The sequence below is a fragment of the Actinomadura sp. ATCC 39365 genome, from assembly GCF_054392275.1.
Genome location: NZ_CP184335.1, coordinates 7,792,447 through 7,819,140, shown reverse-complemented (window position 1 = coordinate 7,819,140; position 26,694 = coordinate 7,792,447). Strand labels below are relative to the sequence as shown.

Sequence of the window (26,694 nt, the reverse complement as noted above, 5' to 3'; positions counted from 1 at the left end):
TCCGTCGTGGACGCCTCACCTACAACACTCATCGAGGCCGGCGAAAGGTTGAGCCGGTTTTCTCAGACCGCGGCGCCCCACAGTGCCAGCCCCATCAGCAGGACCAGCGCCGCCCGGCCGAACGTGCGGACCGACGCCCGCTCCGCCGTGCCGAAGCACAGGCAGGGAGCCGCCTGCTCGCCCATGACCAGGAGATACGTCTGCGCCACCGTGAACGACAGGCCCAGACCCGTCCCGGCCACGCCGACGAGCACGTCGCCGGCGACGGGGGAGAAGGCGGCGAGCGCGACGAGCGCCTCCACGGTCACCACCGTGAAGGCGCCCGCCCGGGCCACCCGTCCATGGAGCCCGAAGGCCGCCAGGCCGCTCCGGAAGGCGCCGAAGTTGCGCGCCTTCCCGAGCGCCGCCAGCACCAGGACGAGGCCCAGCCCGTAGCGGGCGACGAGGGCGATCACCCGATCACCAGCATCGCCACCACGGGCACCGCGAGCACGACGAACAGGACCTTCATCTTCGGCAGCGTGAAGTAGAACGCCGTGTCCGCCTCCATCCGGTCCCGCGCGAGGGCGAAGGTCAGGAGCATCATCGCCCGCGCCGCCGCGAAGCCGGCGCCCGCCAGGAGCGCCTCCTGCCAGGACGCCAGGAACAGGATCGCGATCGCCATGATGTGCGGCAGCCCTGTCGGCGAGTACGTGCGCATCCCCGTGCCCATCTCGGCGCCGAACTGCACGGCGCCCCAGAAGGGAATCCTGGTGACGAACTGCGGCACGAGCCGCGCGTTCTGGAGCAACGGGAAGGAGAGCACGTCCAGCTCGCGCAGCAGGAAGATCACCGCAGCCGCGGCGACCATGATCTGCAGAACCACTGTCGGGAACGGAGCCCGCAGCACGGAGCCGACGACCACCAGCACGAACGTGACGGCGCCCGCTCCCAAGAACAACCCGGCGATGAAGCCGGCGACATCAGCACCCCGCCGGACCGACGAGGACAGCACCCAGGCGCTGTTCAGGCTTCAAACGGAGCCCGAGAGGGAGAAGCCGGCGACGAGGGCGGCCACCAACCAGGTGAAGCCCTTCGTGTCCGCGCCCGCAACCCTCGAGTACAGCACCAGGGCCTCCGCCGCCGCGATCAGTGCCAGTCCGGGCACCAACAGGCGGACGGATCTTCTGGTGGCGGAGTCGCTCATGGACTCGGGTCAGATCGCCGTACGGCAGATGGAGAAGCGGGAGACGTTGCCGCCGCCGCAGTCGTGGTACTCGTACCAGCCGTCGGAGCACATGCGCCGGGTGCTGGTGGTGCTGCCGCCGTACCACTTCCACGCGTTGTTGCCGTCGCAGCTGGAGGGGTTGTGGGTGTAGCGGAGGTTGTAGCAGGTGCCGGACGCGCCGTCGTTGCGGTGCCAGGAACCGGAGCAGTTGCCCGAGTAGAGCGCGGTCGAGGGCACGCAGACGGAACTGGCGTTGGCGAAGCCGTGGCAGGTGTCCCACGCGGTGTAGGCGGCGGCCGTCGCGCCGCGCGGCTTGGACCAGGGCAGGAGGTCGAGAACGCCCAGCCCCGTCGCCACGGCGGCGCCGGTGGCGATGCCGAGCACGCGCCGCCTGCTCCAGCCTTCGCGCGTGGCGCCCACGCGCGTCGGCAACGCCTGCTCGGGCATCTCCTCGGCGCTGGGTATCTGGTCGAGTATCGAGGTCCGCTTCTCGGCCTTCACAGCTTCACTCCCTTTCTGTTTGCAACCGCTCGCTCGACGATCTCCGTGAGCGCCTCTCCCGACCCCACCGGAGCCGTGAACACCACGACGCCGTTCTCGTCCACGACGAGCAGGGCCGGGCTGTAGGGCACGCTCGCCGCGCGCCAGATCGCCGGGTCCTTGATCACCCGGATGGAGCCGGGCAGGGACTTGTCGAACCCGGGGTCGTCCGACAGCACGGTGAACGACAGGTCCGAGGGCAGGTCGGCCGCCATCCCGGCGGCAGCGAGCAGGACGTCGTCGCAGATGGGGCAGCGACGGTTGACCTTGATGACCATGGTCGTGGCACCCGGAACGGCCAGCCCGTTCGCCTGGGCCTCGGGCCCGGCCGCGGCTCCGGCGAAGCGCACGCCGACGCCGTTGTAGGTGGCCAGTTCCAGTTCGCGTACCCGCCGGTAGAGCCCGGCCCCCGCCGCGAACAGCAGAGCGACCAGGACGGCCAGGATGATGACCACCGCGGTCAGCGGTTCCACGTCAGGCCCGCCACTCGACGCGCTTGACCTTGTTCAGGAAGTCGGCGGCGGTCTCCGGGGTGCCCGCGGCCGAGCGGGCCGCCACGCCTGCCTTGTTGTAGTTCGGGGCGTTCCAGGGATGCAGGGTGACGATGGCGGTGTCCGTGACCAGGAGGAAGGGGGCCACCGAGTCGGACGGAGGCGCGGGCAGCCGCCACAGCTCGCCCGACTGCGCTCCGAAGCCTCGCCACTTGGGGATGCGGTGGATCCCCGCCTGCTTCGGCTCGACCGTCATGGTGCCGACGCCCGCGATCGAGATCGCGTAGAGCTCCATGGAGACGTCGAACCGCTTGCCGCCGTCGGCCATCATGCCCTCGGGGGTGTCCTGCCACGTCACGCGGCTGAACGTGTCGACGATGTCGGCCGACTCCCACTCGGGGGCGTAGAAGAGCCCGTGCACCATGTGCCAGGGACCGAGCCAGGCGGCCCACCTGGCGTCGGACGGGTCCTCGCAGTCGTAGACGACGACCTCGCCACCGGCCAGGGAGAAGCGCTCTCGTTCGCGTCCGCGGACCGAGTTGACGCCTGCCGTCAGGGAGGACAGGGGAGCCAGTTCGAGCCCCCAGGTTTCCGTGGTGGTGTTCCGCGACCCGTATTTCGGGGTGTAGCGGACGTGGCCGGTCCAGGAGGCCAGCGAGGCGGCCTCGGCGTCCTCGACCTCGAGATGGAGGAAAGAGTTCTTGACGGTACGAAGAGAGGATAAATGCGCCATTAAGCCCCAGCCTTTCGTGGCAGATCGCGGGCGCTAGATCATTTGGCTCGAAGCCTTACACGCGTCATCACCCAGGTCAAGACACAAGATCCACCCGTTTTTCTGCTGGTAAATTCGGGAGAAAGGTGCCATTACGGCCCTGTCGCTTCGGCGTTGACAAATGGCCATATTCCCGTCATCAGCGGCGGCGTCGATGACGCTCCCGGCAGGGCGGCGAGGACCAAGGTCCTTCGACCGACGGTCGTAGGGCACTGCCGTCGGAGCGCGGAAAACGGTGCGATGGAGGCGCGGAAGAGAACGACGAACCATCGCTGAAAGGGGATCGTCATGGCCGCCACGATCGACAGGCCCGTCACCTGCACGAGCATCACCGCCGCCGGACGCCGTCCGGTCGACTACGTCTGGGCGGTCGCCCGGATCGCGATCGGCTGGATCTTCCTGTGGGCGTTCCTGGACAAGACGTTCGGGTGGGGTTTCGCGACTCCGGCGGGCAAGGCGTGGATCGCGGGCGGCAGCCCGACGACGGGGTTCCTCAAGGGCACCGGCGAGAACGCGCTGGGCGGCCTGTTCTCGAGCCTGGCCGGACAGGTGTGGGTGGACTGGCTGTTCATGGCCGGCCTTCTCGGTATCGGCCTGGCGCTGGTGCTGGGTGTCGGCACCCGGATCGCGGCGGTCGCCGGCACGCTCATGCTGACCCTGATGTGGGCCGCCGAGCTCCCGCTGGCCACCAACCCCTTCCTGGACGAGCACATCGTCTACGCCATCGTCCTGATCGGCCTGGCCATGACCGGCGCGGGCGCCACGCTCGGGCTGGGCAACCTGCCGATCGTCCGCCGCAACGCCTGGCTCAGGTAGTGCACGGAAGCGCACGCCCGCCCCGCACCCGGGGGCGGGCGTTCCGCCGGTCCCGGGAGGAGCAGGATGGAGAGAGTGGCAAGGAGGTACACCATGTCGATCGAGGTCAAGGACGTCATGGGCCGGGTGGCCATCGCCGTGCTGGCGGACGCGTCGTTCGCCGACGTCCTCAACGCGATGAAGCGGTACGCGGTGGGCGCGGTCACCGTGATAGACGCCGACCGGCGCCCGGTGGGCGTGGTCTCCGAGGACGACCTGCTGCTCAAGGAGATCGACCCGGTACGGCACAGCGTGTCGATGTTCGAACCCCACCGCCGGCGGGACGAGCACCACCGGGCGATGGCCGTCACGGCGGCCCAGCTCATGTCCACCCCGGCGATCAGCGTCACGCCGGGCACGTCCGTGCGCGAGGCGGCCAGGATCATGCACGACCGGCGCATCAAGCAGCTCCCGGTGATCGACCCGGCCGGCGGGCGCATCGTCGGCACCCTGCACCAGCGCGACGTGCTGCGCGTCTTCGCCCGTCCGCGGGCGGAGCTGGAGGCCGATGTCCGGAGCGTGCTCCCGGCGTCCGGGGCGATCACCGCCGAGATCGAGCAGGGCGTGGTCAAGCTCAGCGGGCGGGTGGAACGCCGGTCGCAGGCGATCGCGGCGGTGGAGGCCGTCCGCGCCGTCGAGGGTATCGTCGACGTCACCAGCGAGGTGACCGCCGACCACGACGACCTGGTCACCGTGCCGCCGCCGCGGTAGAGCGGGGGAGCGCGCGGTCCTCGTCCGTGAAAGCAGGGCTTTGCGGGCCGTTCTCCGGCTGCCAGACTGATCATCATGGAAGGCGCGCACCGACCGTTGATGCCGCAGATGCGGCTCGATGAGCTGCTGGCCGAGCTGCAGGTGCGGCTGAGCGCGGTGCTGGCCACCCGTGACCGGGTGCACGCGCTGCTGGAGGCCGTCGTCTCGGTGGGCAGCGACCTCGACCTGGAGACCGTGCTGCGGCGGATCGTGGAGACGGCGGCCAGGCTGGTGGACGCGAGTTATGGCGCGCTGGGCGTGGTCGGCGAGGAGCAGACGCTCCTGCAGTTCATCCCGGTCGGGTTGAGCGAGGAGGAGATCGCCCGGATCGAGCACTGGCCGCACGGGCTGGGCCTGCTCGGCCTGCTGATCAAGGACGCCCGTCCGCTGCGGCTGGGCCGCATCTCCGACCACCCCGAGTCCTACGGCTTCCCGCCCGGCCACCCGCCGATGGGCACCTTCCTCGGCGTGCCGGTACGCGTGCGCGACGAGGTGTTCGGCAACCTCTACCTGACCGAGAAACGTGGCGGCGGCGACTTCGACGAGGAGGACGAGGCCATCGTGATCGCGCTGGCCACCGCCGCCGGCGTCGCCGTGGAGAACGCCCGCCTGTACGAGGAGTCGCGCCGACGTGAGACCTGGCTGCAGGCGTCGTCGGAGGTGACCACGAGCCTGCTGTCCGGTGCGGACCCGCACCAGATGCTGACCGTGGTGGCCGCCCGCGCCCGCCAGATGAGCGACGCCGACCTGGTCCAGGTATTGCTGCCGGACGCGGCGAAGGAGTCGCTGGTCGCCCGGGTCGCGGAGGGCGAGGGCGCCGAAGGGCTGCGGGGGGCCGTCTTCGAGGTCGCGGCCACGCTCGCGGGCGACGTCTTCACCCGGGGCGAGCCGATGTCCGACGCGGACATGCGCAGCGCCCCCTACCCGGCCTCGCCGCTGCGGCGGCTGGGCTACGGCCCCGGGCTCATGATCCCGCTGGGCGCGGCGCCGGCCGTGCGCGGCGTGCTGATGCTGGCCAAGCGGGGCGGGCGGCTGCCGTTCAGCAGGGCGGACCAGCAGATGCTGCACGCGTTCGCCGGTCAGGCGGCCCTGGCGCTGGAGCTGGCCGAGGCCCGCCGCGACGCCGAACGGCTCGGCCTGCTGGAGGACCGCGACCGCATCGCCAAGGACCTGCACGACGTCGTCATCCAGCGATTGTTCGCGACCGCGATGACGCTGATGAGCACCGTCCGGCTGGTCGAACGGCCGGAGGCGGGCAAACGGCTGCAACACGCCATCGACGAGCTGGACGAGACCATCCGGCAGATCCGCTCGTCCATCTTCGCCCTCCAGGGCCCCGTCGAGGGCGCCGCGCCCGGCCTGCGGAGCCGGATCGTCGGCCTGGTGGAGGGCGCGGGCGGCCATCTGGGGTTCATGCCCGGCCTGCGGATGGAAGGGCAGATCGACACGCTGGTGCCCGAGGCCGTGGCCGAGCACCTGCTGGCGGTGTTGCGCGAGGCCCTGTCGAACGTGGTCCGCCACTCCCGCGCCGGCCGCGCCGAGGTGTCCGTCGAGGTGGCCTCCGGCAGGCTCACCCTTGTGGTCTCCGACGACGGCGTCGGCCTGGACGAGCCAGGTCGCCGCAGCGGCCTGCGCAACATCGAGGAACGCGCGAGCGGCCTCGGCGGCACCTCCGAGCTGGCGAGCCCGGAGGGCGGAGGCACGCGGCTGCTCTGGCAGGTCCCCCTCTGATCCCGCGCGGGCACGTCGTGACCCGGAAAGAGCACCAAGTCCCGCCGGGTCATGACCTCCGGCTCGGGCGGCAGAGGCCCGGACGCCGTCATCCTGGTGCCCAGGACCGGAGAGAGGAGCCCCTCCATGCGTTGGGACGAGATGTCGAACAGGCGCCGGAGCTCGCTGCTCGTGCTGGCGTCCGCGGAGTTCGCGGTCACCGCGGCCGCGGCGGTGGATCTGTGGTGCCGTCCTCAGGCCGACGTGCGCGGGCGCAAGGCGCTGTGGTGGCTCGGGATCTTCGTGCAACCGGTCGGCCCCCTCGCGTACCTGCTGTGGGGCCGGCTTCGCGGCGAGCGACCGGAGTCGGCGCCGACCGCCGGATGACCGCCTCCGGCCGGAACCGGGACGTCAGGCGGTCGTTCCGGCGTCGACGGTGATGGACGTGCCGGTGATGGTACGGCCGGCGGGGCCCGCCAGATGGAGGACGGTGGCGGCGATGTCGTCCGGCGTGCTGTAGCGGCCGAGGGCGGTGTAGGAGCGTTCGGCGTCGGCGTCGGGGCCGTCGGCGGGGTTCATCTCGGTGTCGGTGGAGCCGGGGTGGACGAGGTTGGCCGTGATGTCACGGGGGCCGAGATCGCGGGCGAGGCCCTTGGTGAGGCCGATCAGTGCGGACTTGCTCATCGAGTACAGGGTCCAGCCGGGGTAGGGGACGCGTTCGGCCAGGCTGCTGCCGATGTTCACGATCCGCCCGCCGGCCCGCATGTGACGTGCGGCGGCCTGCGACGTGATGAAGGCGGCTCTGGCGTGGATGGCGAGGGTGCGGTCGAGTTCGTCCAGGGAGACGTCCTCCAGTGGGCCGAAGGGCGCGATTCCGGCGTTGTTCACCAGGATGTCGAGACGGCCGAAGGCGGAGACGGTGCGGGCGACGGCTGCCTGGAGCGCCTCGGCGTCGGTCGCCTCGGCGGCCATGGCCAGGCTGCGGCGGCCGAGCGCCTCGATCTCCTCGGCCACGGTCTTCGCGCGGCTCTCCGCCGTCGCGTAGGTGATCGCCACATCGGCGCCCGCCGCGGCCAGGTGGCGGGCGATGGCCGCGCCGATGCCCCTGCTGCCACCGGTGACGAGTACGCCCTTGCCGTTGAGCATGTGTCCTCCAATATGCGGAATCTGTTCCGGTTGAGGGTATGCGGAACGCGTTCCGCTTTTCAAGCCGATAAGGTGAACCCCGTGGCACAGGAACGGGCCGATGCCGCCAGGAACCGGTCGAAGATCCTCGCGGCGGCCGCGGAGATCGTCGCCACCGCGGGAATGAAGGGGCTGGCGATGGCCGACGTCGCGGCCGCCTCGGGCGTCGGCATCGGCACGCTGTACCGGCGGTTCGGCGACAGGTCGGGCCTGGCGTATGCGCTCATCGACGAGAAGGAGCGCGAGTTCCAGCAGGCGTTCCTGACCGGCCCGCCGCCGCTGGGCCCCGGGGCGTCGGAGATCGAGCGGCTACGCGCCTTCCTCCACGCGCTGACCGACCGCACCTTCGCCCAGCTCGACCTGCTGCTGATGGCCGAGACCGCGGGGGAGTTCACCCGTTTCGGCGGGGCCTACGAGGCGTACCACCAGCACCTGGTCATGCTGATCGCGCAGATCGAGCCGGAGGCGGACGCGGGGTTCCTCGCCGATGCCCTGCTCGCGCCGCTCGCGGCCAACCTGGTCGTCCACCGGGGGCGTACGGCCTCCGAGGTCAAGGCGGGTCTCGACGCGCTGCTCACTGGCCTGCGCTAGCGACGCCTTCCTGCTCGGCGAAGGCGTCTCATGACGTCTGCCCGCGTCTGCGGAGGCGGCCGAACCAGGCCGGGACGTCGTGCTCGTCGTCGAAGCCGCGGGCCACCACGATGTCGGTGGAGGAGTGGAGCAGGATCGAGGCCACGATGGTGACGGCGACGATCTGGAACACCTGCTGCGCGGCGGCGATCCCGGAGGCGAGCACGAGCAGCCCGTACACCACCGAGGCGAACCCCTTCGGGCCGAACCAGGCCACCGCCGCCTGCTCGCGCACCGTCAGCCCGGAACGCAGGAACGACAGCCAGATCGCCACCGGCCGCGCCACCACCAGCGCCAGGATCGCGAACAGCCACCCCCGCCAGCCCACCGAGCCCAGCAGCGACGGCGTGATGAGCGCCCCGAACACCAGCAGCGCCGCCAGCTTGAAGATCTCCGCGATGAGCTCGCCGAAGTGCTCGAACGATTCGCGCTGCCGCTGCCCGAAGGTCGCCACCGTGATCCCGGCCGAGAACGCGGCCAGGAACAGGTTGCCGTGCGTGGCCTTGCCCACGGCCAGCACCAGCAGCCCGATGGCCAGGGCGTTGAGCGGCTCGTAGGCGGTGGAGGCGGCGAACCAGCGGGTCTGCTCCAGCTTGATCGCCGCCCACGGGATGGCCACGCCGATGAGCACGCCCAGGCCGAGCTCCAGCCCCAGCTCGCCGAGGTGCAGGTCGGCCGAGCCCGAGGCGATCGCCAGGAAGAGGATCACGAACGGCAGCGCGAGCCCGTCGTTGACGCCGGACTCGACGTTGAGCAGCTGCCGCAGCCGGGGCGGCACCTTCTCGTTGCCGACCAGGGCGGCGGCGAACACCGGGTCTGTCGGGGCCAGGATCGCGCCGATCAGCAGCGACTCGACCCAGCCCAGCCCGAGCAGGTAGTGCGCGCCGGCGGCGGTGATGACCAGGGTGAGCGGCAGGCCCCAGCCGAGCGCCCGCCCCGGCAGCCGCCACGCGCTGCGCAGCTCGGCCCAGCCCACCCGCATCCCGTCGGTGAACAGCACCGCGAACAGCGCCAGCTCGGCCAGCGTCGCCACCAGATCGTCCCCGGGCTTGAGCGAGACCACGCCGAGCACGCCGTCGCCCAGCACGAACCCGGCCACCAGGAACAACGCCGCCGTGGACAGCACGGTGCGGTGGGCCAGGCTGGACAGCAGCACCGCCAGCAGCAGCAGGCCCGCGAACGCGGTCAGCAGGGCGCCCGTCACGCGGCCACGCAAACAAGGATCATGGAAAGGGGCTCCGGTCGTCGTCGTACACGTTGCCGACCAGACTTCCCGGCGCACCGGCGATCACCCTAACAGTTCCGCCGGGGCGGCTTCCCCGGCGACGCGATCAGCTCAGGGATTCCAGGACCGTGACGGCGCGGTCGAGGCCGTTCTCGGCCCGTACGCGCCGGCCGAGCTCGGCGGCCGTGGCCGCCATCCGGGCGTCGGTGGCGGCCAGGCCGATGGCGGCGGCCAGACCGTCCGGGGTCAGGCGCCGCTGCGGCTGCGGCGGCACGGCCACGCCCGCGGCGTGCGCGCGGGACGCCCAGAACGGCTGGTCGGCGACGAACGGGCAGATCACCTGCGGGCGCCCGGCCAGCAGGGCCGCGGCGGTGGTGCCACTGCCGCCGTGATGCACGATCGCGGCCGTGCGCGGCAGCAGCCAGTCGTGCGGCGCCTGGTCGAGCAGGTGCACACCGTCGGGCAGGTCGGCGGCCTGGATGCCGCCCCACCCGGTGGCCAGCACGGCCCGCACCCCCGCCCGCCGGACGGCCTCGGCGACGATGCGGCCGAGCCGCCGCGGGTCGGTGCCGGCCATGCTGCCGAACCCGACGTACACCGGGGGCGGCCCGTCGGCCAGGAAGGCGGCCAGCTCCGGCGAGGGCGTCCAGCCGGGCGGGGCGGGCAGGTACCAGAAGCCGGTGGTGTGCACCCATGCCGGATAGTCCAGACCGCCCGGCACGTCGTGGGGCAGCAGGTGACGGCTGAAGGCGTGCAGGACGGTCGCCGGACGGCCGTCCGGGCGGCGCAGGATGTCGTGCCGGCCACGCCGTCGTGGCAGCTCCAGCCGAGCGCGCAGGTCGTCGGCGATGCCCGCGAAGGAGCGCAGCATCAGCTTGATCGGCAGGTAGGAGGCCCGGTTCAGCGCCTTGGGCAACGGCAGCGGCAACATCGGGTTGCGGAAGGCGGCGGTGGGCACCCACACCGGCTGCAGCGCGGCGGGCACCGCGGGCACGCCGAGCCGCTCGGCGACGTGGCCGCCCGGCATGCCGGGCGCGTGCACGACCAGGTCGGCGCCCTGGCCGGGGCCGTCCAGCAGCACGTCCGCCATGTCGGTGAAGACCTCGGCCATGAGGGGCCTGCTGCGGCGCATCACCTGCAGGGCCACCTTCTTGCCGCGCAGGCCGCGGTAGTTGGTCTCGACCGCCTGGCGGATGCCGGGGTCGTCGATGAGCGTGTTCGGGCCGTCGTGCAGCGGCGCGAAGTCGATGCCGTGCGGACCGGCCAGGCCGCCCATGGCGGCGGGGGCCGCCAGGACGGCCTCGTGCCCGGCCCGCTTCAGGGCGAGGGCCAGGGCGGCGTACGGCTGGACGTCGCCGCGGGTGCCGTGGGTGAGGATGAGGACCTTCATCGGCGCTCCTTGCTCGAAAAGGACTGTTGCGCTCGCCGACCAGGCTTCCCGGCACACCACCGGCCCGATGAAGGACCGAATACCCGCAATATAGCGAGATTTCAGAAATTTCTGAACTCTCGGTAGTCCGGCTATGATCCGAGCAAGGAGGTGACGGGATGGGCGACCAGGAACGGTGGCAGGCCGCCGAACGGCTGGCACTGGTGCTGACCGAGGGCGGCCTGCAGCGCATGTCGGCCAGGGTCCTCGCGTTCTTCCTGTTCACCGATGCCGACACGGTCACCATGGGCGACATCGCCGACCGGCTCGGCGTCAGCGCGGGCTCGGTGTCCGGCGCGGTCAAGGCGCTGCTGGCGACCGGCCTGATCGAGCGCCTGCCCGCGCCCGGCAGCCGCCGTGAGCACTACCGGCTACGCGAGAACGCCTGGCCCACCCTGTTCTCCACCCAGAACAGCATGGTGCGCGTCATGCTGCAGGCCGCCGAGACCGGCATCGCCACCACCGCCTCCGGCGACCCGGCCCACGCCCGGCTGGCCGAGATGCGTGACTTCTACCAGTTCCTGCTGGCGGAGCTGCCCGGCCTGCTGCACCGCTGGGAACAGACCCGCACGTCCCGCTGACCGCCGTTCACGCGGCGGGGCGCACGTCCGCGAGGGAGACCGGTGAGAACGTCCGGTCGAGACGGGTCACCTCAAGCAACCGCAGGACGGCCGGCGTCACCCCCGTCAGACGGAGGCTGCCGTGACGGGCGGTCGCCATGTCACGCGCGGCCACCAGCGCGGCAAGCCCGCGGGCGTCCATGAAGGTCACCCCGCTGAGGTCGAGGACGAGACGCGTGCCCTGTCCGGCGAGGGCGGCGGCGATCCGGGCGCGGAACCCCGCCTGCGTGGCCAGGTCCAGGTCGCCGGAGACCTTCAGCACCGCCCGCCTGCCCGTGCGAGGCCGCGCCTGAGAACTCATGTCCGTCTCCTTACCTTCGGCGGGCGGCCGGTGGCCGGCGTTCGTCAGCGGAAGCACAATGCCCCCGACGCGAAGCTACGAGAACGCCGGCCACCGGGCTAGGGCCCAAAGTCCCACCTCCGGCAGCCGAAGGACCGAGGCCGGGCGGAGCCGGGACGGACGGCCCCTGAGGACCAAGGTCCTTCCCGTGAGGGGCCTACGACACTGACCGGGAGCGGGCGGGCGCAGTGGAATAGGGGTGAACAAGGACGTACACCCCCCACTGAAAGGGAGGCCCGCCATGGCCACCACCATCAACCGGCCCGTGATGGACGTCGCCCCCGTGAAGGCGGCGCGTACCCCGGTCGAGTACGTCTGGGCGGTCGCCCGGATCGCGATCGGCTGGATCTTCCTGTGGGCGTTCCTGGACAAGACGTTCGGGTGGGGTTTCGCGACTCCGGCGGGCAAGGCGTGGATCGCGGGCGGCAGCCCGACGACGGGGTTCCTCAAGGGCACCGGCGAGAACGCGCTGGGCGGCCTGTTCTCGAGCCTGGCCGGACAGGTGTGGGTGGACTGGCTGTTCATGGCCGGCCTTCTCGGTATCGGCCTGGCGCTGGTGCTGGGTGTCGGCACCCGGATCGCGGCGGTCGCCGGCACGCTCATGCTGGCCCTGATGTGGGCCGCCGAGCTCCCGCTGGCCACCAACCCCTTCCTGGACGAGCACATCATCTACGCCATCGTCCTGATCGGCCTGGCCATGACCGGCGCGGGCGCCACGCTCGGGCTGGGCAACCTGCCGATCGTCCGCCGCAACGCCTGGCTCAGGTAGCTCGGACCCGTCACGGGTCCACCCCTCGGCGGAGGGGTGGACCCGTGGCATTTTTCAGGTGGGAGCCGCGAGGGTCACCGGCTCACGGCGTCAGCGCTGCAGCGTCAGCACCCCCGGCCGGTAGGGCAGGAGGCCGTAGTCGCCGCCCGAGCTGGGGCTGCGGCCCTGGTAGAGGAGTTGCAGGTTGCACGGGTCGACGGTCATGGTCTGGTCGGCGCCGATGCGGACCAGCTCGCCGTGGCTGATGTCGTTCGTCCAGGTGGCGCCGCTGTTGGCCTTGCCGGCGAACGGGTTGCCCTCGGTCGCGGCCTGGGGCGTCCAGGAACCGTTCAGGCTGCTGGCGGTGAACGACCGGAAGTAGCGGCCCTGCGCGCCGATCGCCTCGACGATCATCAGGTACCGGGTCTGGCCCTGGAGCTTGTAGACCTGGACGGCTTCGAACAGGTTGTTCGTCGTGTCGCTCATGACCACGGTCGACGCCGTGCCGAAACTGCCGGGGAAGTTCCCGATGGGCATGCTCGCCCGGTAGATCTTGCCGTTGTCCCCGGCGAAGAACAGGTACATGTCAGTGTTGTCGCCGATGACCGTCTGGTCGATGGGGCCCGTCCCGGACCCCGAGATGCTGCCGGAGAAGAGCGTCTGCGGCGCCGACCAGCTGTTGGGGTTGGCGGGGTCGGTGGAGGTCCGGTACGAGAAGGCGGGCCCGCCCCACTGGTAGGCGAGCACCCAGACGTTCTTGGGGGCGAAGAAGAAGAGCGTGGGGGCGACGGCGGAGAAGGACATCGTGTTCTGAGTCGCCGAGGCCATGTCGGACCAGTTGGTGAACGGGCTGAAGTTCATCGACCCCCACTTCGTCCCCGTGTCGTGGGTCGTGGCGTAGACCAGATGCCGCCCGTTGTAGGGGGCGACGGTGAAGTCCTTGAGCGAGACCCAGCCCGCCTTCGGGGTCGCCAGCGGGCCGGTCGAGGTCCAGCGGTAGGTCGAGGGGAGGTCACACATGCCGGGGTTACCGCCGTCCGTCCGTACGAGTTGCCATTGCTGGTTGGCGCCGCCCCAGTCGTCGTATTGGACGATGTTGGCGCCGTCGGCGGTGGAGGCGCCTTGGACCTCCAGGGCCTTGTTGCTGTGGCGGGAGATGAGTCTGACGTGGCCGTCGGGGCTGTCGGTGAGTTTCCATTGCTGGTTGGTGCCGTTGAGGTCGGTCCATTGGACGATCGGGCCGCCGTTGGCGGTGGAGAAGTTGTGGACGTCCAGGACCTTGCCGGAGTGGCGGGACTTGATGCGGTAGTAGCCGCCGCCGGAGTCGACGAACTGCCATTGCTGCTGGTTCTGGTTGTTCCTGGTCCATTGGGTGATGCGGCCGCCGTCGGCGGTGGACAGGTTGTAGACGTCCAGGGCCTTGCCGCTGTTGCGGTTGACCAGGACGTACCAGGCGTTGGTGTCGACGGTGGCCGCGTCGGCGGGCTGGGCGGCGACGAACAGGCTCGCCAGCAGGACGGCCACCGTCGCGAGGACGGTCAGGGGACTGTGTTTCTGCACCAGTTTCTTCACCATGTGCTCCGATGCCGTGTCAGGGGGTGGTCAGGTCGAAGCGGCGCACGGTGACCGCGCCGCCGAGGGACTTGGTGGCGTAGTTGAAGATGCCGAAGCGGTAGCCCATGAAGAACTGCCAGGCGTTGTTCAGCGTGAAGGCCGGGCCGAGGCCCACGAAGGTGCTGCCGTCGGTGCTGTAGGAGAAGCGGGCCTGACGGCCGGACCCGGGCCGGATGTCGGCGGTGACCCGCAACCAGATCCGGCCGCCCGGGACGGTCGCGCTCGCCGCCTCGGCGCCGGTGCCGGTGGTCTGCCACGAGCCGTTCATGGTCAGGCCGTTGGTCATCACGACCCGGCTGACGCCGTTGTCGCGTTTGACGCCGATCCAGGCCGACTGATCGCGCAGCATCGCCAGCCCGGCGCGGTCGCCGTCGGCCATCTGCGAGTGGTCGAGCTCGATCGTCGCCGTGGAGGACGGGCCCTGGATGCGGTGGGTCAGCGTGTTCCGGGCGGCGTAGAGGTCGCCGGTGACGGTCGCGGTTTGCAGGCGCAGGCCGTTGCCGGTGGAGAAGCGGCCGGTGTCGGGGTTGTGGTTCCACTCCCAGCGGGGGCCGAGCGTGGCCGAGGTGAAGGTGTCCGGGCCGATCATGGACGTCACGGTCCGGCCGGTCTGGATGTTCGGTTTCGGGTAGTTGACGCCCCAGCCGCCGTTGACGGTCTGCACGACCGGCCAGTCGCCGGTCCAGGTGATCGGCGCCAGAGCCGGGACGCGTCCGCCGGGGTAGGCGTCGACGAACGCCATGTAGTACCAGTCGCCGCTCTGCGTCTGGACGAGGCCGCCCTGGTGCGGGACGCCGCCGCCGGCGATGGGGCCGGGCAGGTCGAGCAGGACCTGACGCATCTCGTACGGGCCCCATGGCGAGGTGGAGCGGAGCACGTACTGGCCGTTGGCGGGGCGGGTCAGCCAGATGTAGTAGTAGCCGTTGCGCTTGTAGAAGCGGGACCCTTCCAGGGTGCCGATGTTGCTCGGGGTCTGGAACACCTGCTGGGCGCGTACCTGGCTGAGGCCGTCGGCCGAGAGCTGGGCGACGCTGATGGTGCTGTTGCCGTAGGCGACGTACATGGTGTCGTCGGAGTCGACCAGCAGGCCGGCGTCGTAGTAGCAGTTGTTGATCTGGGAGCGTTTGGTCCACGTGCCGTCCACGGCGGAGGCGGTGTAGACGTAGGTCCGGTTGAACTCGACGCAGCCGAGCCAGTAGAAGGTGCCGTTGCCGGGCCGGTAGTTGAAGGCCGAGGCCCAGATGCCCTTCACGTACGCCCGGCCGCCGTTGAGGTCGTAGGCGCCGGAGCCGAAGTCGAGCCTCGGCACGGAATGCCCGGCGTACTCCCAGTCGACCAGGTTGTACGAACGCAGGATCGGCGCGCCCGGCGAGTAGTGCATGGTCGAGGCCGAGTAGTAGTAGGCGTCTCCCACCCGGATGATGTCGCCGTCGGCGAAGTCCTGCCACACGACCGGGTTGGCGTAGTCGCCGTTGCCGTTGACCGGGACGAGTCGCCATTGCTGGTTGGCGCCGCCCCAGTCGTCGTACTGGACGATGTTGGCGCCGTCGGCGGTGGAGGCTCCTTGGACCTCCAGGGCCTTGTTGCTGTGGCGGGAGATGAGTCTGACGTGGCCGTCGGGGCTGTCGGTGAGTTTCCATTGCTGGTTGGTGCCGTTGAGGTCGGTCCATTGGACGATCGGGCCGCCGTTGGCGGTGGAGAAGTTGTGGACGTCGAGGACCTTGCCGGAGTGGCGGGATTTGATGCGGTAGTAGCCGCCGCCGGAGTCGACGAACTGCCATTGCTGCTGGTTCTGGTTGTTCCTGGTCCATTGGGTGATGCGGCCGCCGTCGGCGGTGGACAGGTTGTAGACGTCCAGGGCCTTGCCGCTGTTGCGGTTGACCAGGACGTACCAGATGTTGGTGTCGACCGTCGCGGCCGCCGCCTCCTGGGCGGTGAGCAACACGCCCACGAGAAGCAGGGCCGAGACAGCCGCGAGGACACGTCTCACAGGAACCTCCAGAGGTTGTCGTCCGAGCCGTTGTCGTCGGCGAGCACGACCTGCGCGCCCTGGGACGAGCCGGCGACGCCGAGGACCCGGCCGCCGCCCGCGCACTGGACGCGGAAGGCGGCGCCCGATCCGTGGCGCAGCCGCCAGCGATGATCGGCGGTGCCGTTGTCGGCCCACTGCACGACCCGCGAACCGGCGGCGGTTCCCATGTTCTCCACGCCCAGCACCTTCTGGCTGTGGGAGTTGCGCAGCCGCAGGTAGCCGCCGGTGTCGGCGATGGCGGTCCACAGGTGGTCGGCGGTGCCGTTGTCGCCCCACTGGACGACGGGCGCGCCGTCGGCCGTGGACATGCCGGTGACCCCGAGCACCAACCCGGTGCCCACGTTCTGGACCCGCCGCGCGCCGTTCGGCAGGAACCGCCACTGGTTGTCCGGGCTGCCGTCGTCGGCGTCCTGGATCACCTGGGCGCCGTTCGCGGTCGAGCCGTTCAGGATGCCGAGCAGCTTGGAACTGTGGACATTGCGGATCTTGACGGAGCCGTCACCGACGTCGGCGACCGTCCAGCGGTGGTCGGCGGTGCCGGTGTCGCCCCACTGGAGCACCCGGGCGCCCGCGGCGGTCGACATGTTCTCGACGCCGAGCACCTTGCCGCTGTGCGCGTTGCGGAACCGCAGGGCGCCGCCGTCGGCGATCAGGACCCAGTCGTGGTCGGCGGTGCCGCTGTCGGTCCACTGCAGGGCCGGGCCGCCGTCGGCGGTGGACATGTCCCTGATGCCCAGGACCAGCCCGCTGGCCGCGTTGACCAGCCGGAAGCTCGCCGTGCCGGTCCCGCCCTGGACGTTCCAGTAGACGACGTAGTTGTGGCCGGTCGCGTCGTGGAAGGGGCCCAGCCGCACCGGCGCGCCGTCGGCCGTGGCCGTGAAGGCCAGGGAGGAGCCGCCGGTCCGGGTGATCGAGGAGGGGTTCAGGGCCGGGGCCGACGACAGGACGGCGTCGCCGTAGTCGCCCGACAACACGACCGGACCGTAGGTCACGGCCTGCACGCCGGGGTTGTCCGCGGCGGCCTTCATGACCACCCGCATGGGCAGGCGCACGGTCACGGTGTCGCCGGACGACCACGACCGGGTGAGGGCGGCGTAGCTGCCCGGGGCGGCCGCGATGTCCTGCCGGACCCCGTTGACGCTGATCGTCGCGCCCTGCGTCCAGGCCGGGATCCGGACGCGCATCGTCCACGACCCGCTCACGGTTCCGGTGACCTGCAGCGACGTGGTGTCGCTGACCGGATAGGAGGTGGTCTGGGTGACCGTGATGCCGCGCCGGCTCCAGTCGAGGACGGAGGGCACGAACAGGTTCACGAACAGCGTGGTGTCGTCGTGGAAGTAGATCGAGTCCGTCAGCTTGGTGTTGGTCTCGATCCCGGTGCCCTGGCAGCACCAGAACGTGCCGTAGTCCGTGCTCCAGGTGCCGCCGCCCCAGGCTGGTCCGACGCCTCGCCGTCCACCGGGGTTGAGCGGGGTGAAGTAGGTGACGTGCCCATGCGCGTCGGCCGGGTTCTGCTGACCGAGCAGGTGGTTGAGCAGGGCGTTCTCGTAGTAGTCGAAGTAGTCGGCCCGGTCGGGGGACAGCAGCCACAGCTCCCGGGTCAGTTTGAGCATGTTGTAGGTGTTGCACGCCTCGCCGGTGTCCCTGGTCAGGTAGGAGGCGATCGCGCCGGGAGCGCGGAAGTGCTCGGCCTGGCTGTTGGAGCCGTTCACGTACGTGTGCGCGCCGACCGTGATGTCCCAGGCGTTGACGGCGATGTCGCGGTAGCGGGTGGCGCCCGTCGCCTTGTACTCGCGGGCCGCGCCGATCCACTTGGGCACCTGGGTGTTGGCGTGCAGGCCGTTGAGCCGGTCCTGGCCGGCGGCCAGCGGGTCGAACGCGGCCGCGTGGTCGAACCGCTGGGCCGCGGCCCACCAGCGGGGGTCGCCGGTCGCCTGGTACAGGTCCGTCAGCACGGCGTTCATGCCGCCGAACTCGGTGCCGAGCATGGCCTGCGCCTGGCCGGCGGACAGTCGCGACGTCCGGGCGTCCACCCAGCCCGCCAGGGCGAGCAGCACGGTCCTGGCCTGGGTGTCGCCGATCAGCCGCCAGACGTCCAGCAGCCCGGCCAGGGTCTTGTGGACGCAGTAGTAGGGCACGTTGCCGTTGGTCAGGGTGCGGTTCTCCAGGGCCGTGAAGTCCGACTCCGGGAAACCGGACAGATAACCGCCGGTGAACCCGGCGGCCGGGTTGTTCGCCTGGCACCTGGCCAGTTCGGCCACCATGTAGCGCGCCTTGTCGCGGCAGGTGGTGTCACCGAGCACGGCGTACGCCTGCGCCCACGCCGTCAGGAAATGGCCCTGCGCGTGCGACCGGAACGGGAAGCCGGGCGCGTCCCAGCCGCCGTTGGACGCGGCGCCGCCGGTGGACAGCCGGTGGTTGGCGCGGAAGACGTACAGCAGCCGGTCGACGTCGACGAAGCGCAGGTAGGCGAGGGCGCGGTTCTGGTTGTCCAGCAGGCGGCCGGAGGTCAGCCGGACCTGGCCGAGGTCGAACTCGTAGGCTGAGACGCCGATGTCGGGCCTGCTCCAGGGGACTGCGGCCAGGGCGGGGGACGCGCCGGCCATCTGACCGACGACGGAGAGCGCGGCGGTCGCGCCCGTGGCCTGGAAGAGCTGACGGCGGCTCAAGGACATGCTGAGCTCCTTGGGATGGGGGGCGGTGAACGGTCCGGGGCCGGTCACGGGGGTCAGCAGGTCAGGGCTTTGGAGAGGCCGTGCCTGGTCTTTGGGCGCCTTTTGTTAGCGCTAACAACTGGCTGAGCGGGTCACCGTCGTGTCCCGGACCATCGGTGGTGGCATGTCACGGCTCCTTGGCGGGTGGCGTATGGATCTGTTAGCGCTAACATCGTCCTGCCGATGGGACTGCTCCGTAGTGAGGGAGTACATCCGACGGTTCGTTCCGGCGTCAACGAGGGGATCGCTCGCCGAGCTGGGCCTTGTCCTGCGGACGCCTTCCCGCCTGGAGTTCTGCCTTCACGGAGGCGGCGTCGCACGGCTCGTCACCATGAAAGTTTCATGGGAGTCACCTGTCGACAGGGGCATGGATGCGGGGGGCGACCCCTCCCCCGGGCCACGCTGGGCCGGGGGAGGGGGTGCGGTCAGCGGGCGAAGCCGGGCCGGAGCGACGGGCTGGAGACGCTCACGCGGCGGCCGCGTTGTAGGTCCACTTCTGGTTGCTGCCGCCCCAGCAGCTGTACAGCTGCAGCCCCGTGCCGTTGCCGGTGCCGCCGCCCACGGCGTCCAGGCACAGCCCGGACTGCACGCCCACGATCGTGCCGTCGGAGTTGACGCGCCACTTCTGGTTGTCGCCACCCCAGCAGGAGTAGATCTGGATCCTGGCGCCGTTGCCCGTGCCTCCGGCGTCCAGGCACTTGTTGCCGTACACCTTCAGCTCTCCGGCCGAGGTCCGCGTCCACTGCTGGTTGCTCTGACCGTTGCAGTCCCACAGCTGCACCGCGGTGCCGTCGGTGGTGCTGGAGCTGGGCACGTCGACGCAGCGGCCGGCGGCCGTGCTCCTGATCTGCCCCGCGTCGCCGCCGCCGGGCGGTGGTGTCGTGCCGCCGCCGTTCAGCGCGTTGAGCACCGCCGTGTAGGCGGCCTTCTTGTTGCCGTTGCCGTCGAAGAGCAGCGGGGTGGCGCCGGCGCCGAGCCAGGAGTCGCTGTCGCGAACGCCCCAGGTGGTGATGCCGGTGCAGCGCGGCACCGCCAGGCAGTCGTTGACGACGTTGGCGTACGTGGTGGCCGAGCCGCCCTGGATGTCCAGCTCGGTGATCTGCACGTCCACGCCCAGCGCGGCGAAGCTCTGGATGGTCGTTCGGTAGTTGCTGTTGTACGGGCTGTTGCCGTTGAAGTGCGACTGCAGGCCGACGCAGTCGATCGGCACGCCTCGGGCCCTGAAGTCCTTGACCATGTTGTAGACGCCCTGCGTCTTGGCCCAGGTCCAGTTGTCGATGTTGTAGTCGTTGTAGCACAGCTTGGCGGCCGGGTCGGCGGCGCGCGCGGTGCGGAAGGCCACCTCGATCCAGTCGTTGCCGGTGCGCTGGAGGTTGGAGTCGCGCCGGCCGCCGCCGCTGTCGGCGTAGGCCTCGTTGACCACGTCCCAGGCGTAGATCTTGCCCTTGTAGTGGGCCATGACGCCGTTGATGTGGTCGATCATCGCCTGGCGCAGCGAGCTGCCCGACAATGACTGCATCCAGCCGGGCTGCTGGGAGTGCCAGGCCAGGGTGTGCCCGCGTACCCGCTTGCCGTTCTGCACGGCCCAGTTGTAGACCCGGTCCCCGTTGGTGAAGGTGAACTGCCCCCGGTTGGGCTCGGTGGCGTCGATCTTCATCTCGTTCTCGGGCGTCACCATGGTGAACTCGCGGTTGGCGATCGTCGTGTAGGCGGAGTCGCCGAGCTTGCCGGCGGCGATGGCGGTGCCGAAGTAGCGGCCGCTCTGCGCGGCGGCCGCGCCGAGCGTGCTCGCCGCGGCATCGGCCGGAATCGCCGTCGCCAGTGCCGTGAGCAGGCCGAGCGCGCCGATCGCGCCGGTGATCAGTGCCCGGCGGCGCGCGCCGGGCGGCCGTCCGGCGGTCGGTGGGGACATGGCGGTGCTACGCATGCTTGAGCCTCCGTACGCGAATCATGGGAAAGGTCGTGCGGACGCACTTCGGAGGGGTGCGCCCAAGGCGCTCGGGAGCGGGTGGGGAAGCCGGCCTCGGGCACTCAGTGTGTGGATCACGCCGAAAGCTGTCAAGAATCTGATAAAACTTTCGGGATCGTCTTGGTCGGTATGGGCGCTCGTCCTGGGTCTATGACCTTGAAACATTTCGGCCGGGCTTGGCCGGTGGGGCCGTGAAAGTTTCACGTCCCCGGGGGCCGTCGCTCAGGAGGGCGGCGCGAACGGGGCCGCGACGTCGGCGACGTGTTCCGCCGGGCCCGCCGTCTCCCAGTTCGGGTGGTAGATCTCGCGCATGGACAGCGCCGGGTCCAGCCCGTGGTCGTCCAGCCAGGCCCTGAGCGTGTCGTACGCCGGCAGGATCGCCGGATAGTGGCACCGCTCCTTGCTGACCTCGACGTACGCGGCCCGGTGGGACGGCTCCAGCCGCACGCCGATCCGGCCGGCGGGCTCGATCGGGCCGCCGGTCGGCAGGCACACCTCCACCGGGCCGTTCGAGTCCTCGCTCACCGTGCCGTGGAAGACGGCGAACGGCGGCCCGGACAGGCACCCCCGGCCGCCCCCAGGTGGGCGAAGAGCGCGGCCGAGGCGTTCGTGATGAAGTCCGCCAGGCCGGAGGCGTGCGCATGGCCGTGGATGAAGATCACGCGCTGCTCGGGCACGTCCCGCAGGCGCACCTCGTACGCGGGGGTCGCGTCCTCCAGGAAGACCTGCCGGATGTAGGCCAGCAGCGACTGGCGTGCCCGCCACCGCTCCTCGCGGTGACTCCAGTGCCTCGCGATGGCCTCGACCGCCGCCGGCCCGTCCAGCCGCAGCACCCTGCCGACCTCGGCGAGGGGCATGTCGATGGCGCGCAGCAGCGTGATGCGCCGGGCCGCGGCGAGCTGCGCCCGGCCGTAACGGCGGAAGCCGGTGCGGGGGTCGACCTCGGCGGGCGGCAGCAGCCCTTTGGCGTCGTAGAGCCGCAGCGCCTTGAGCGTCAGGTTGGACCGCGCGGCGAACTGTCCAGTGGTCATCAAATCGGACACCGCATGAGTATGGGGTCTGCCCCTGGGGCGGAGACAAACGACGCGCGGGTCGGGGTCCGGGCCCTGTTCGGCGGGTTGACCCCGGCCTGGTGCCGTCGGGCGACTGGCGGTCGTACGACGGCGGCCCCCATCCCGAGCAGGCCGCCGAGCCCCTTCCCGGGGTGGGTGTACTGAATTAGCGGTCGGCCGGGTGATTTTTCGGTTTTGTCGTACAGGTCGCGCTCGGCAGGCATGCTGGGACTGTGCGGATGATCCACATCGTGTCGTGTGCCGTCGTCAGCGTCCTGCTGCTCGGTCTCGTCGGCCTGCCGGGCGAGAGCATGACGTCGGCGGGGAAGTCCTCCCATCCCTGGCGTCCGGCGGGGTGGGGGACGCCGGCGATCGACGTCGTCGGCAGGGTCTCCGCCATCGCAGACGTCTACGGTGACGTGGCGGTGCGCCCGCTGTGGGACCCGCACGCCGAAGGGCTGGCAGCGGAGCGGATCACGGACGGATCCCCGGTCTGGCGGTACGAGAACGCCTGGGCCGACGACTCGGTAGGCCACGTACGGGTGGACGACCGCCGGATCGCGGCCGTCCGGCGGGACGGCCGGGTCAGCCTCGTCGACGTGCCGGACGGCCGCATCGTCTGGCGGGCCGACCTGCCGCAGGGCCCGTACCACGAGGCCAACCGGGCCTACGACGAGGAATGGGGGGCGGCCTGGGAGATCTCGGTGGCCAGGGACGGCTCCGTGCCCCTCCTGGTGATCCTGCACGAAGGCCGGCTCGACGTGCTGGACGGACGCACGGGAACCATCCGCTGGTCCTTCCCGTCCGGATCGTCCGCCTCCTGCCCCACGGGGGACTCCGACCTCGGGGCCCGCGGCGAGGGCGAGCTCGTCCTGCTCTTCCGGGACTGCGCGGGCGGGGAGTCCAACGTCGCGCTCCGCGCCGCGGACGGCAGGCGGCTGTGGGGGTTCGACGGCGGGAGGTTGTGGCACGCGCGTGCGCTCGGCGCCGAGCGTCTGGCGTCCGTGGACGGCGGCGGCGCCCTGGTCGTCCGCGGGGTCCGGGACGGGAGGGTGCTGTGGCGCGTCCCGTCGGCGGGGCTGCGGGACAACCCGGACGGGAGCGCGATGGGGGTGTCGGACGAGCTGCTGACCGTGCGCTCCAAGACCGCGGTGACCGCCTACCGGATCGCCGACGGCGAGGTCGCCTGGCGCCGCGACCTGGACACGGCGCGCGACGGCACCGTGCTCACGGACGGCGTGCACACCTACGTCGCGCAGGACGCGACCACGCTGGTCAAGCTCGACGCCCGCACGGGCCGCGTCGTCGACCGGCGTCGCTTCGAGGACGACGTCGCCCCGCGATGGCTGCGCGACGGCCTGGCCACGATCGGCGTCGGCGCCGGCGACGACGTGCTGGTCGGCTGACCCGGCGGAGAGTGACCGCCGGGGTGAGGACCGCGTCCTGGACGGACGGTTCTCACGGCGACGGCCGGACATGTCTGACCCGCACGATGCCGGGCACCGTGCGGGCCAGCACACCGGCGACGTGATCGGCCTGCTGCCGGGACGGCCCGCGCAGCTCGGCCACGCCGTCGCGGACGGCGACGTCCCAGCTCGGGCCCGCCGGGTACTGCTCGCGCAGCGCGGCCTCGACCGCCTGGCGCAGGTCTTCGTCGGGCCGGGCGAGCATGGCCATCAGGTCGCGGCGGCTGACCATGCCGACGATCCGGCCGCCGTTCACGACGGGCAGGCTCTTGACCCGCTCGCGGACCATGAGGTCGATGGCGACGGTGACGTCCGTGGTCTCGGTGACCGTGACGACGTCGCGGCTCATGACGTCCATCACCTGGCGGGGCAGCGGCTCCTCGGCCGGCGCGGCCGGGCGGACGGTCGCGCGGGGATCGGGCCCGAACTCCCCCCGCAGCAGGTCCAGTTCGCTGACCACGCCGACGAGCCGGCCGTCGTCGTCGACGACGGGCGCGGCGGTGATGTCGTGGCCGTGCAGGACCCGGACGGCCCGCCGCACCGGATCGGTGTCGCGGACGGTGACGGCCGGGCTGCTCATGACCTCGCGGACGAGCATCGCTGTCTGGCCTCCCACTCGGAGTCGTCGGTCTCGCAGGTCAGCTTGCCACGACGGTCGTCTCCACGGCCCGCTCCGTCCGGGGTGGCGGCCTCGTGGCTCTCCCATCACAACCCGGGGCGCGGCCGGTCCGGTAGGGCCGGAAGTCCCGAACGAGATCCGTGCCGCCACCTGACCCCCGGAACGGACTTAGGGTCGTGGGCATGGCCGACCCCATTCTCGTGCTGAACACGGGATCCTCCTCCATCAAGTACGAGCTCGTCGATCCGCACACCCGCGAGCGCGCCGCCAGAGGGCTGGTCGAGCGCATCGGGGAGGAACACGGGCGGATCACGCACCACGGCGGGGACGGGCCGCCGTACGTCCGTGAGCGTCCCTTCCCCAGCCACGGGGACGGGCTGGAGGCGATGCTGGCGGCGTTCGCCGCCGCGGGGCCCGAGCCGGCGCCGGTCGCGGTCGGGCACCGGGTGGTGCACGGCGGCACCCGGTTCGCCGCGGCGGTGCTCATCGACGACGAGGTCATCGCCGCGATCGAGGAGCTGGCCCCGCTCGCGCCCCTGCACAATCCGATCAACCTGACCGGCATCCGGCTGGCGCTCAAGGTGTTCCCGGACGTGCCGCAGGTGGCCGTGTTCGACACCGCGTTCCACCGCACGCTGCCGCCCGAGGCGTACACGTACGCGGTGCCGCGCGAGTGGCGTGCGCAGGGCGTGCGGCGCTTCGGCTTCCACGGCACCTCGTGCGCGTACGTCTCCCGCCGCGCCGCGGCCGTCCTGGGCCGCGACCTCGACGATCTCAACCTGATCGTGCTCCACCTCGGCAACGGCGCCAGCGCCACCGCGATCTCCGGCGGGCGCAGCGTCGACACCTCCATGGGCATGACGCCGCTGGAAGGGCTGGTCATGGGCACCCGCTCGGGCGACGTCGACCCGGCCCTGGCCGCGTACCTGGCCCGCACCGGCGGCCTGGACGCCCAGCAGGTGGAGCACGAGCTCAGCCACCGCGGCGGCCTGCTCGCGCTCACCGGGTCCGGCGACATGCGCCAGGTACGCGCCCGCGACGACGACGAGGCCAGGCTGGCCCTGGAGATCTACACCCGGCGCATCCGCAAGTACGTCGGCGCCTACCACGCGCTGCTCGGCTGCCGGGTGGACGCGATCGTGCTCACCGGCGGCGTCGGCGAGCACGACGCCGCCACCCGCGCCGCCTGCCTGGCGGGGCTGGAGCGGCTCGGCATCGCGGTGGACCCCGTGCTCAACGCCGCGGGGGCGTCCGGTGAGCGTGCGGTGTCCGTCCCCGGCGCCGAGGTGCCCGTCCTCGTCATCCCCACCGACGAGGAGTGGGAGATCGCCCACCAGACGTTCGCGCGGCTGACGTCCGGCTGAGCGGGCTGCGCTACGCGCCCTTGTCCGTGGTCCGGTTGAACGGGGAGAGCGTGGTCAGGTCGCGGGCGGCGGCCAGGTGGGAGGCGAAGTTCGGGTCGAGGAGGCCCAGGAGGAGCACGACGGCCCAGGCCACGACGGCGATCATGGCGCCGTCGTCGAAGGGGGACGGGAGCCGGAGGCCCAGCCGGTCGGCGGTCACCAGGCCGGCGACCGGGAGCAGGGCGATGACCAGGGTCCGGACGGTCTCCAGGACGCGGGCGTGCCACGTCCGGCGGGTGTCCTCGGGGGTGGTGTCGCGGGTGGGGAGCCGGTCGTACTCGCCCGTGATGACGGTGCGGGTCAGCTCGGCGACGCGGGTGCGGAGGTCGTCGTAGGCGGTCGGCGACGGCAGCGCCACCCACAACTGGAGGTCGATGACGGCCCTGGACGCCTCGACCGTGCGGGCGCGGACGACGGCCCTGGTCAGCGGGGTCCCACCGCGGGCGACGGTCGGGATGCAGACCCGTAGCAGGAAGGCGACCTTGCCCAGCAGACCGAGGATCTCCCTGCGCGCCTCCGGCGGGAGCTGGCCGCGGCGGCCGGGCTCGGCGCGGGCCAGGATGGCCGCCAGCTGCTCGAAGAGCGGCTCGGTGGGCGGGGTGCGGGACTCGCGGTCCCACTGCCACATCACCACCTTGACCGGGATCATCCCGACGAGTAGGGCACAGCAGGCGGCGCCGATGCTCTGGGGGATCGGCATCCATTCCCGGTTCGCCAGGTCGACGGCCCAGGCGGGGCCGGTCGCCTGGCGGAGGTACAGGGCGGCCGGGAAGCAGGCCACCCCCACCACCGTGATCAGCGGGTCGAGGACGTAGCGGAAGAGCGGGCGATGACGCCGGTTCTCGATCCAGACGGCGATCGGTATGTAGACCGCGAGGCCCAGGACGGCCAGGAAGATCTTCTGCACGGAGGTGACGGAGAACACCGACACCACGAAGACGACGGCCGCGCCGAGCATGGGCAGCAGGATCCAGCCGCTCACGTTGTCCTCGACGTGCCTGCGCCGCACCGACCACCGGGCGGTGGACGCGGCCACCGCCCGGTAGCGGCTGCGCAGGAGCACCGGGTCGTCGCCGGGCCCCAGGCTGCGCGCGAAGACCGGCCAGGTGCCGTCCAGCTTCTTGGCCAGGGCGAACATCTCCGCCAGCTCGGGTTTCTCCAGCAGGCCGCCGGTGCGGGCGGGCGCGACGGGTTCTGCGACGGGGGGAACCGCTTCGTCGGTCATGAGGACGTCCTCACGTTGAGCGGGCTACTGCGCGAGGGTCGCCTTTCGACACTACAGAGCGTGGGAAGGCGAGGCGGTGGCGTGACCGGATCGTGCCA

27 protein-coding genes are annotated in these 26,694 nt (G+C 71.2%); 9 read left to right on the top strand and 18 right to left on the bottom strand.

The features are described 5' to 3' along the window. Positions 1-62 precede the first annotated feature (62 nt). From ACNF49_RS38050 to ACNF49_RS38025, 6 genes are read right to left on the bottom strand one after another with little or no spacing between them, the layout of a single operon-like run. Positions 63-455: a MauE/DoxX family redox-associated membrane protein gene (locus tag ACNF49_RS38050; RefSeq protein ID WP_357971918.1), complete on the bottom strand. Its 393-nt coding sequence runs from the start codon at positions 453-455 to the stop codon at positions 63-65. Further along, positions 452-994 carry a hypothetical protein gene (locus tag ACNF49_RS38045; protein ID WP_357971916.1) on the bottom strand — a complete coding sequence of 181 codons (543 nt, stop codon included), beginning with the start codon at positions 992-994 and terminating at the stop codon, positions 452-454. Before ACNF49_RS38045 ends, ACNF49_RS38050 begins: the two co-directional genes overlap by 4 nt. 18 nt (positions 995-1,012) lie before the next feature. Beyond that, the gene (locus tag ACNF49_RS38040; protein WP_357971914.1) at positions 1,013-1,186 is read right to left on the bottom strand and encodes a hypothetical protein; all 174 of its coding nucleotides are present in this window, start codon (positions 1,184-1,186) and stop codon (positions 1,013-1,015) included. Between the two features lie 9 nt (positions 1,187-1,195). Continuing rightward, positions 1,196-1,708, bottom strand: a complete 513-nt coding sequence (locus tag ACNF49_RS38035) for a hypothetical protein (RefSeq protein ID WP_357971912.1) — start codon at positions 1,706-1,708, stop codon at positions 1,196-1,198. Beyond that, positions 1,705-2,220, bottom strand: coding sequence for a hypothetical protein (locus tag ACNF49_RS38030; protein ID WP_357971910.1), 516 nt, complete (start codon positions 2,218-2,220; stop codon positions 1,705-1,707). Before ACNF49_RS38030 ends, ACNF49_RS38035 begins: the two co-directional genes overlap by 4 nt. Position 2,221: 1 nt before the next feature. Further along, positions 2,222-2,971: a hypothetical protein gene (locus tag ACNF49_RS38025; protein WP_482940646.1), complete on the bottom strand. Its 750-nt coding sequence runs from the start codon at positions 2,969-2,971 to the stop codon at positions 2,222-2,224. A 327-nt stretch (positions 2,972-3,298) separates the two neighbouring features. Here ACNF49_RS38025 and ACNF49_RS38020 point away from each other — a divergent pair, with 327 nt between their 5' ends. The 4 genes from ACNF49_RS38020 to ACNF49_RS38005 all read left to right on the top strand — a co-directional run bounded on the left by ACNF49_RS38020 (position 3,299) and on the right by ACNF49_RS38005 (position 6,712). Continuing rightward, a complete protein-coding gene (locus ACNF49_RS38020; protein WP_482940645.1) occupies positions 3,299-3,826 on the top strand; it encodes a DoxX family protein in 528 nt (175 codons plus the stop codon). A 93-nt stretch (positions 3,827-3,919) separates the two neighbouring features. After that, positions 3,920-4,576 (top strand): CBS domain-containing protein, encoded by a 657-nt coding sequence (locus ACNF49_RS38015; RefSeq protein WP_482940644.1) that lies wholly within the window; start codon positions 3,920-3,922, stop codon positions 4,574-4,576. A gap of 99 nt (positions 4,577-4,675) precedes the next feature. Continuing rightward, positions 4,676-6,346: a sensor histidine kinase gene (locus tag ACNF49_RS38010; protein WP_482945642.1), complete on the top strand. Its 1,671-nt coding sequence runs from the start codon at positions 4,676-4,678 to the stop codon at positions 6,344-6,346. Between the two features lie 126 nt (positions 6,347-6,472). Continuing rightward, positions 6,473-6,712 (top strand): PLDc N-terminal domain-containing protein, encoded by a 240-nt coding sequence (locus ACNF49_RS38005; RefSeq protein WP_482940643.1) that lies wholly within the window; start codon positions 6,473-6,475, stop codon positions 6,710-6,712. Between the two features lie 24 nt (positions 6,713-6,736). Here the strand turns inward: ACNF49_RS38005 and ACNF49_RS38000 are convergent, their stop codons facing one another. Further along, complete coding sequence (locus ACNF49_RS38000) at positions 6,737-7,471, bottom strand: SDR family NAD(P)-dependent oxidoreductase (RefSeq protein ID WP_482940642.1); 735 nt, start codon at positions 7,469-7,471, stop codon at positions 6,737-6,739. Between the two features lie 81 nt (positions 7,472-7,552). Between ACNF49_RS38000 and ACNF49_RS37995 the strand changes: the two genes are divergently transcribed. Further along, a complete protein-coding gene (locus ACNF49_RS37995) occupies positions 7,553-8,101 on the top strand; it encodes a TetR/AcrR family transcriptional regulator (protein ID WP_482940641.1) in 549 nt (182 codons plus the stop codon). A 28-nt stretch (positions 8,102-8,129) separates the two neighbouring features. Here ACNF49_RS37995 and ACNF49_RS37990 read toward each other — a convergent pair whose 3' ends face one another. Together ACNF49_RS37990 and ACNF49_RS37985 are read right to left on the bottom strand one after the other, a co-directional pair. Beyond that, positions 8,130-9,344: a cation:proton antiporter gene (locus tag ACNF49_RS37990; protein ID WP_498703290.1), complete on the bottom strand. Its 1,215-nt coding sequence runs from the start codon at positions 9,342-9,344 to the stop codon at positions 8,130-8,132. A gap of 127 nt (positions 9,345-9,471) precedes the next feature. Then, complete coding sequence (locus tag ACNF49_RS37985) at positions 9,472-10,755, bottom strand: glycosyltransferase (protein WP_482940639.1); 1,284 nt, start codon at positions 10,753-10,755, stop codon at positions 9,472-9,474. Between the two features lie 158 nt (positions 10,756-10,913). On the opposite strand from ACNF49_RS37985, the gene ACNF49_RS37980 reads away from it, so the two are divergent. Next, positions 10,914-11,375, top strand: coding sequence for a GbsR/MarR family transcriptional regulator (locus ACNF49_RS37980; protein WP_482940638.1), 462 nt, complete (start codon positions 10,914-10,916; stop codon positions 11,373-11,375). Positions 11,376-11,382: 7 nt separating this feature from the next. Here ACNF49_RS37980 and ACNF49_RS37975 read toward each other — a convergent pair whose 3' ends face one another. Beyond that, entirely contained in the window at positions 11,383-11,715 is a 333-nt protein-coding gene (locus tag ACNF49_RS37975; RefSeq protein ID WP_357971888.1) for an STAS domain-containing protein, read from the bottom strand. Positions 11,716-11,995: 280 nt separating this feature from the next. Between ACNF49_RS37975 and ACNF49_RS37970 the strand changes: the two genes are divergently transcribed. After that, on the top strand, positions 11,996-12,523 hold the full coding sequence (locus ACNF49_RS37970; RefSeq protein ID WP_482940637.1) for a DoxX family protein: 528 nt from the start codon (positions 11,996-11,998) through the stop codon (positions 12,521-12,523). 90 nt (positions 12,524-12,613) lie between these two features. Here ACNF49_RS37970 and ACNF49_RS37965 read toward each other — a convergent pair whose 3' ends face one another. The 6 genes from ACNF49_RS37965 to ACNF49_RS37940 all read right to left on the bottom strand — a co-directional run bounded on the left by ACNF49_RS37965 (position 12,614) and on the right by ACNF49_RS37940 (position 21,874). Further along, on the bottom strand, positions 12,614-14,026 hold the full coding sequence (locus tag ACNF49_RS37965) for a non-reducing end alpha-L-arabinofuranosidase family hydrolase (RefSeq protein ID WP_482945641.1): 1,413 nt from the start codon (positions 14,024-14,026) through the stop codon (positions 12,614-12,616). Positions 14,027-14,093: 67 nt separating this feature from the next. Further along, positions 14,094-16,106: a family 43 glycosylhydrolase gene (locus ACNF49_RS37960; RefSeq protein WP_482940636.1), complete on the bottom strand. Its 2,013-nt coding sequence runs from the start codon at positions 16,104-16,106 to the stop codon at positions 14,094-14,096. Continuing rightward, complete coding sequence (locus ACNF49_RS37955) at positions 16,103-18,823, bottom strand: beta-L-arabinofuranosidase domain-containing protein (RefSeq protein ID WP_482940635.1); 2,721 nt, start codon at positions 18,821-18,823, stop codon at positions 16,103-16,105. Before ACNF49_RS37955 ends, ACNF49_RS37960 begins: the two co-directional genes overlap by 4 nt. 505 nt (positions 18,824-19,328) lie before the next feature. Next, entirely contained in the window at positions 19,329-20,789 is a 1,461-nt protein-coding gene (locus ACNF49_RS37950; protein ID WP_482940634.1) for an endo-1,4-beta-xylanase, read from the bottom strand. Between the two features lie 264 nt (positions 20,790-21,053). Continuing rightward, entirely contained in the window at positions 21,054-21,356 is a 303-nt protein-coding gene (locus ACNF49_RS37945) for a GyrI-like domain-containing protein (RefSeq protein ID WP_482940633.1), read from the bottom strand. Then, entirely contained in the window at positions 21,353-21,874 is a 522-nt protein-coding gene (locus ACNF49_RS37940) for a MerR family transcriptional regulator (protein ID WP_482940632.1), read from the bottom strand. The genes ACNF49_RS37945 and ACNF49_RS37940 overlap by 4 nt, the downstream gene beginning before the upstream one ends. Positions 21,875-22,122: 248 nt before the next feature. On the opposite strand from ACNF49_RS37940, the gene ACNF49_RS37935 reads away from it, so the two are divergent. Further along, positions 22,123-23,289 (top strand): outer membrane protein assembly factor BamB family protein, encoded by a 1,167-nt coding sequence (locus ACNF49_RS37935; protein WP_482940631.1) that lies wholly within the window; start codon positions 22,123-22,125, stop codon positions 23,287-23,289. Between the two features lie 52 nt (positions 23,290-23,341). Here ACNF49_RS37935 and ACNF49_RS37930 read toward each other — a convergent pair whose 3' ends face one another. Beyond that, the gene (locus ACNF49_RS37930; protein WP_482940630.1) at positions 23,342-23,947 is read right to left on the bottom strand and encodes a CBS domain-containing protein; all 606 of its coding nucleotides are present in this window, start codon (positions 23,945-23,947) and stop codon (positions 23,342-23,344) included. A gap of 203 nt (positions 23,948-24,150) precedes the next feature. On the opposite strand from ACNF49_RS37930, the gene ACNF49_RS37925 reads away from it, so the two are divergent. Next, complete coding sequence (locus tag ACNF49_RS37925) at positions 24,151-25,332, top strand: acetate/propionate family kinase (protein WP_357971872.1); 1,182 nt, start codon at positions 24,151-24,153, stop codon at positions 25,330-25,332. Positions 25,333-25,342: 10 nt separating this feature from the next. Here ACNF49_RS37925 and ACNF49_RS37920 read toward each other — a convergent pair whose 3' ends face one another. Then, complete coding sequence (locus ACNF49_RS37920) at positions 25,343-26,596, bottom strand: hypothetical protein (protein ID WP_482940629.1); 1,254 nt, start codon at positions 26,594-26,596, stop codon at positions 25,343-25,345. Positions 26,597-26,694: the final 98 nt, after the last annotated feature.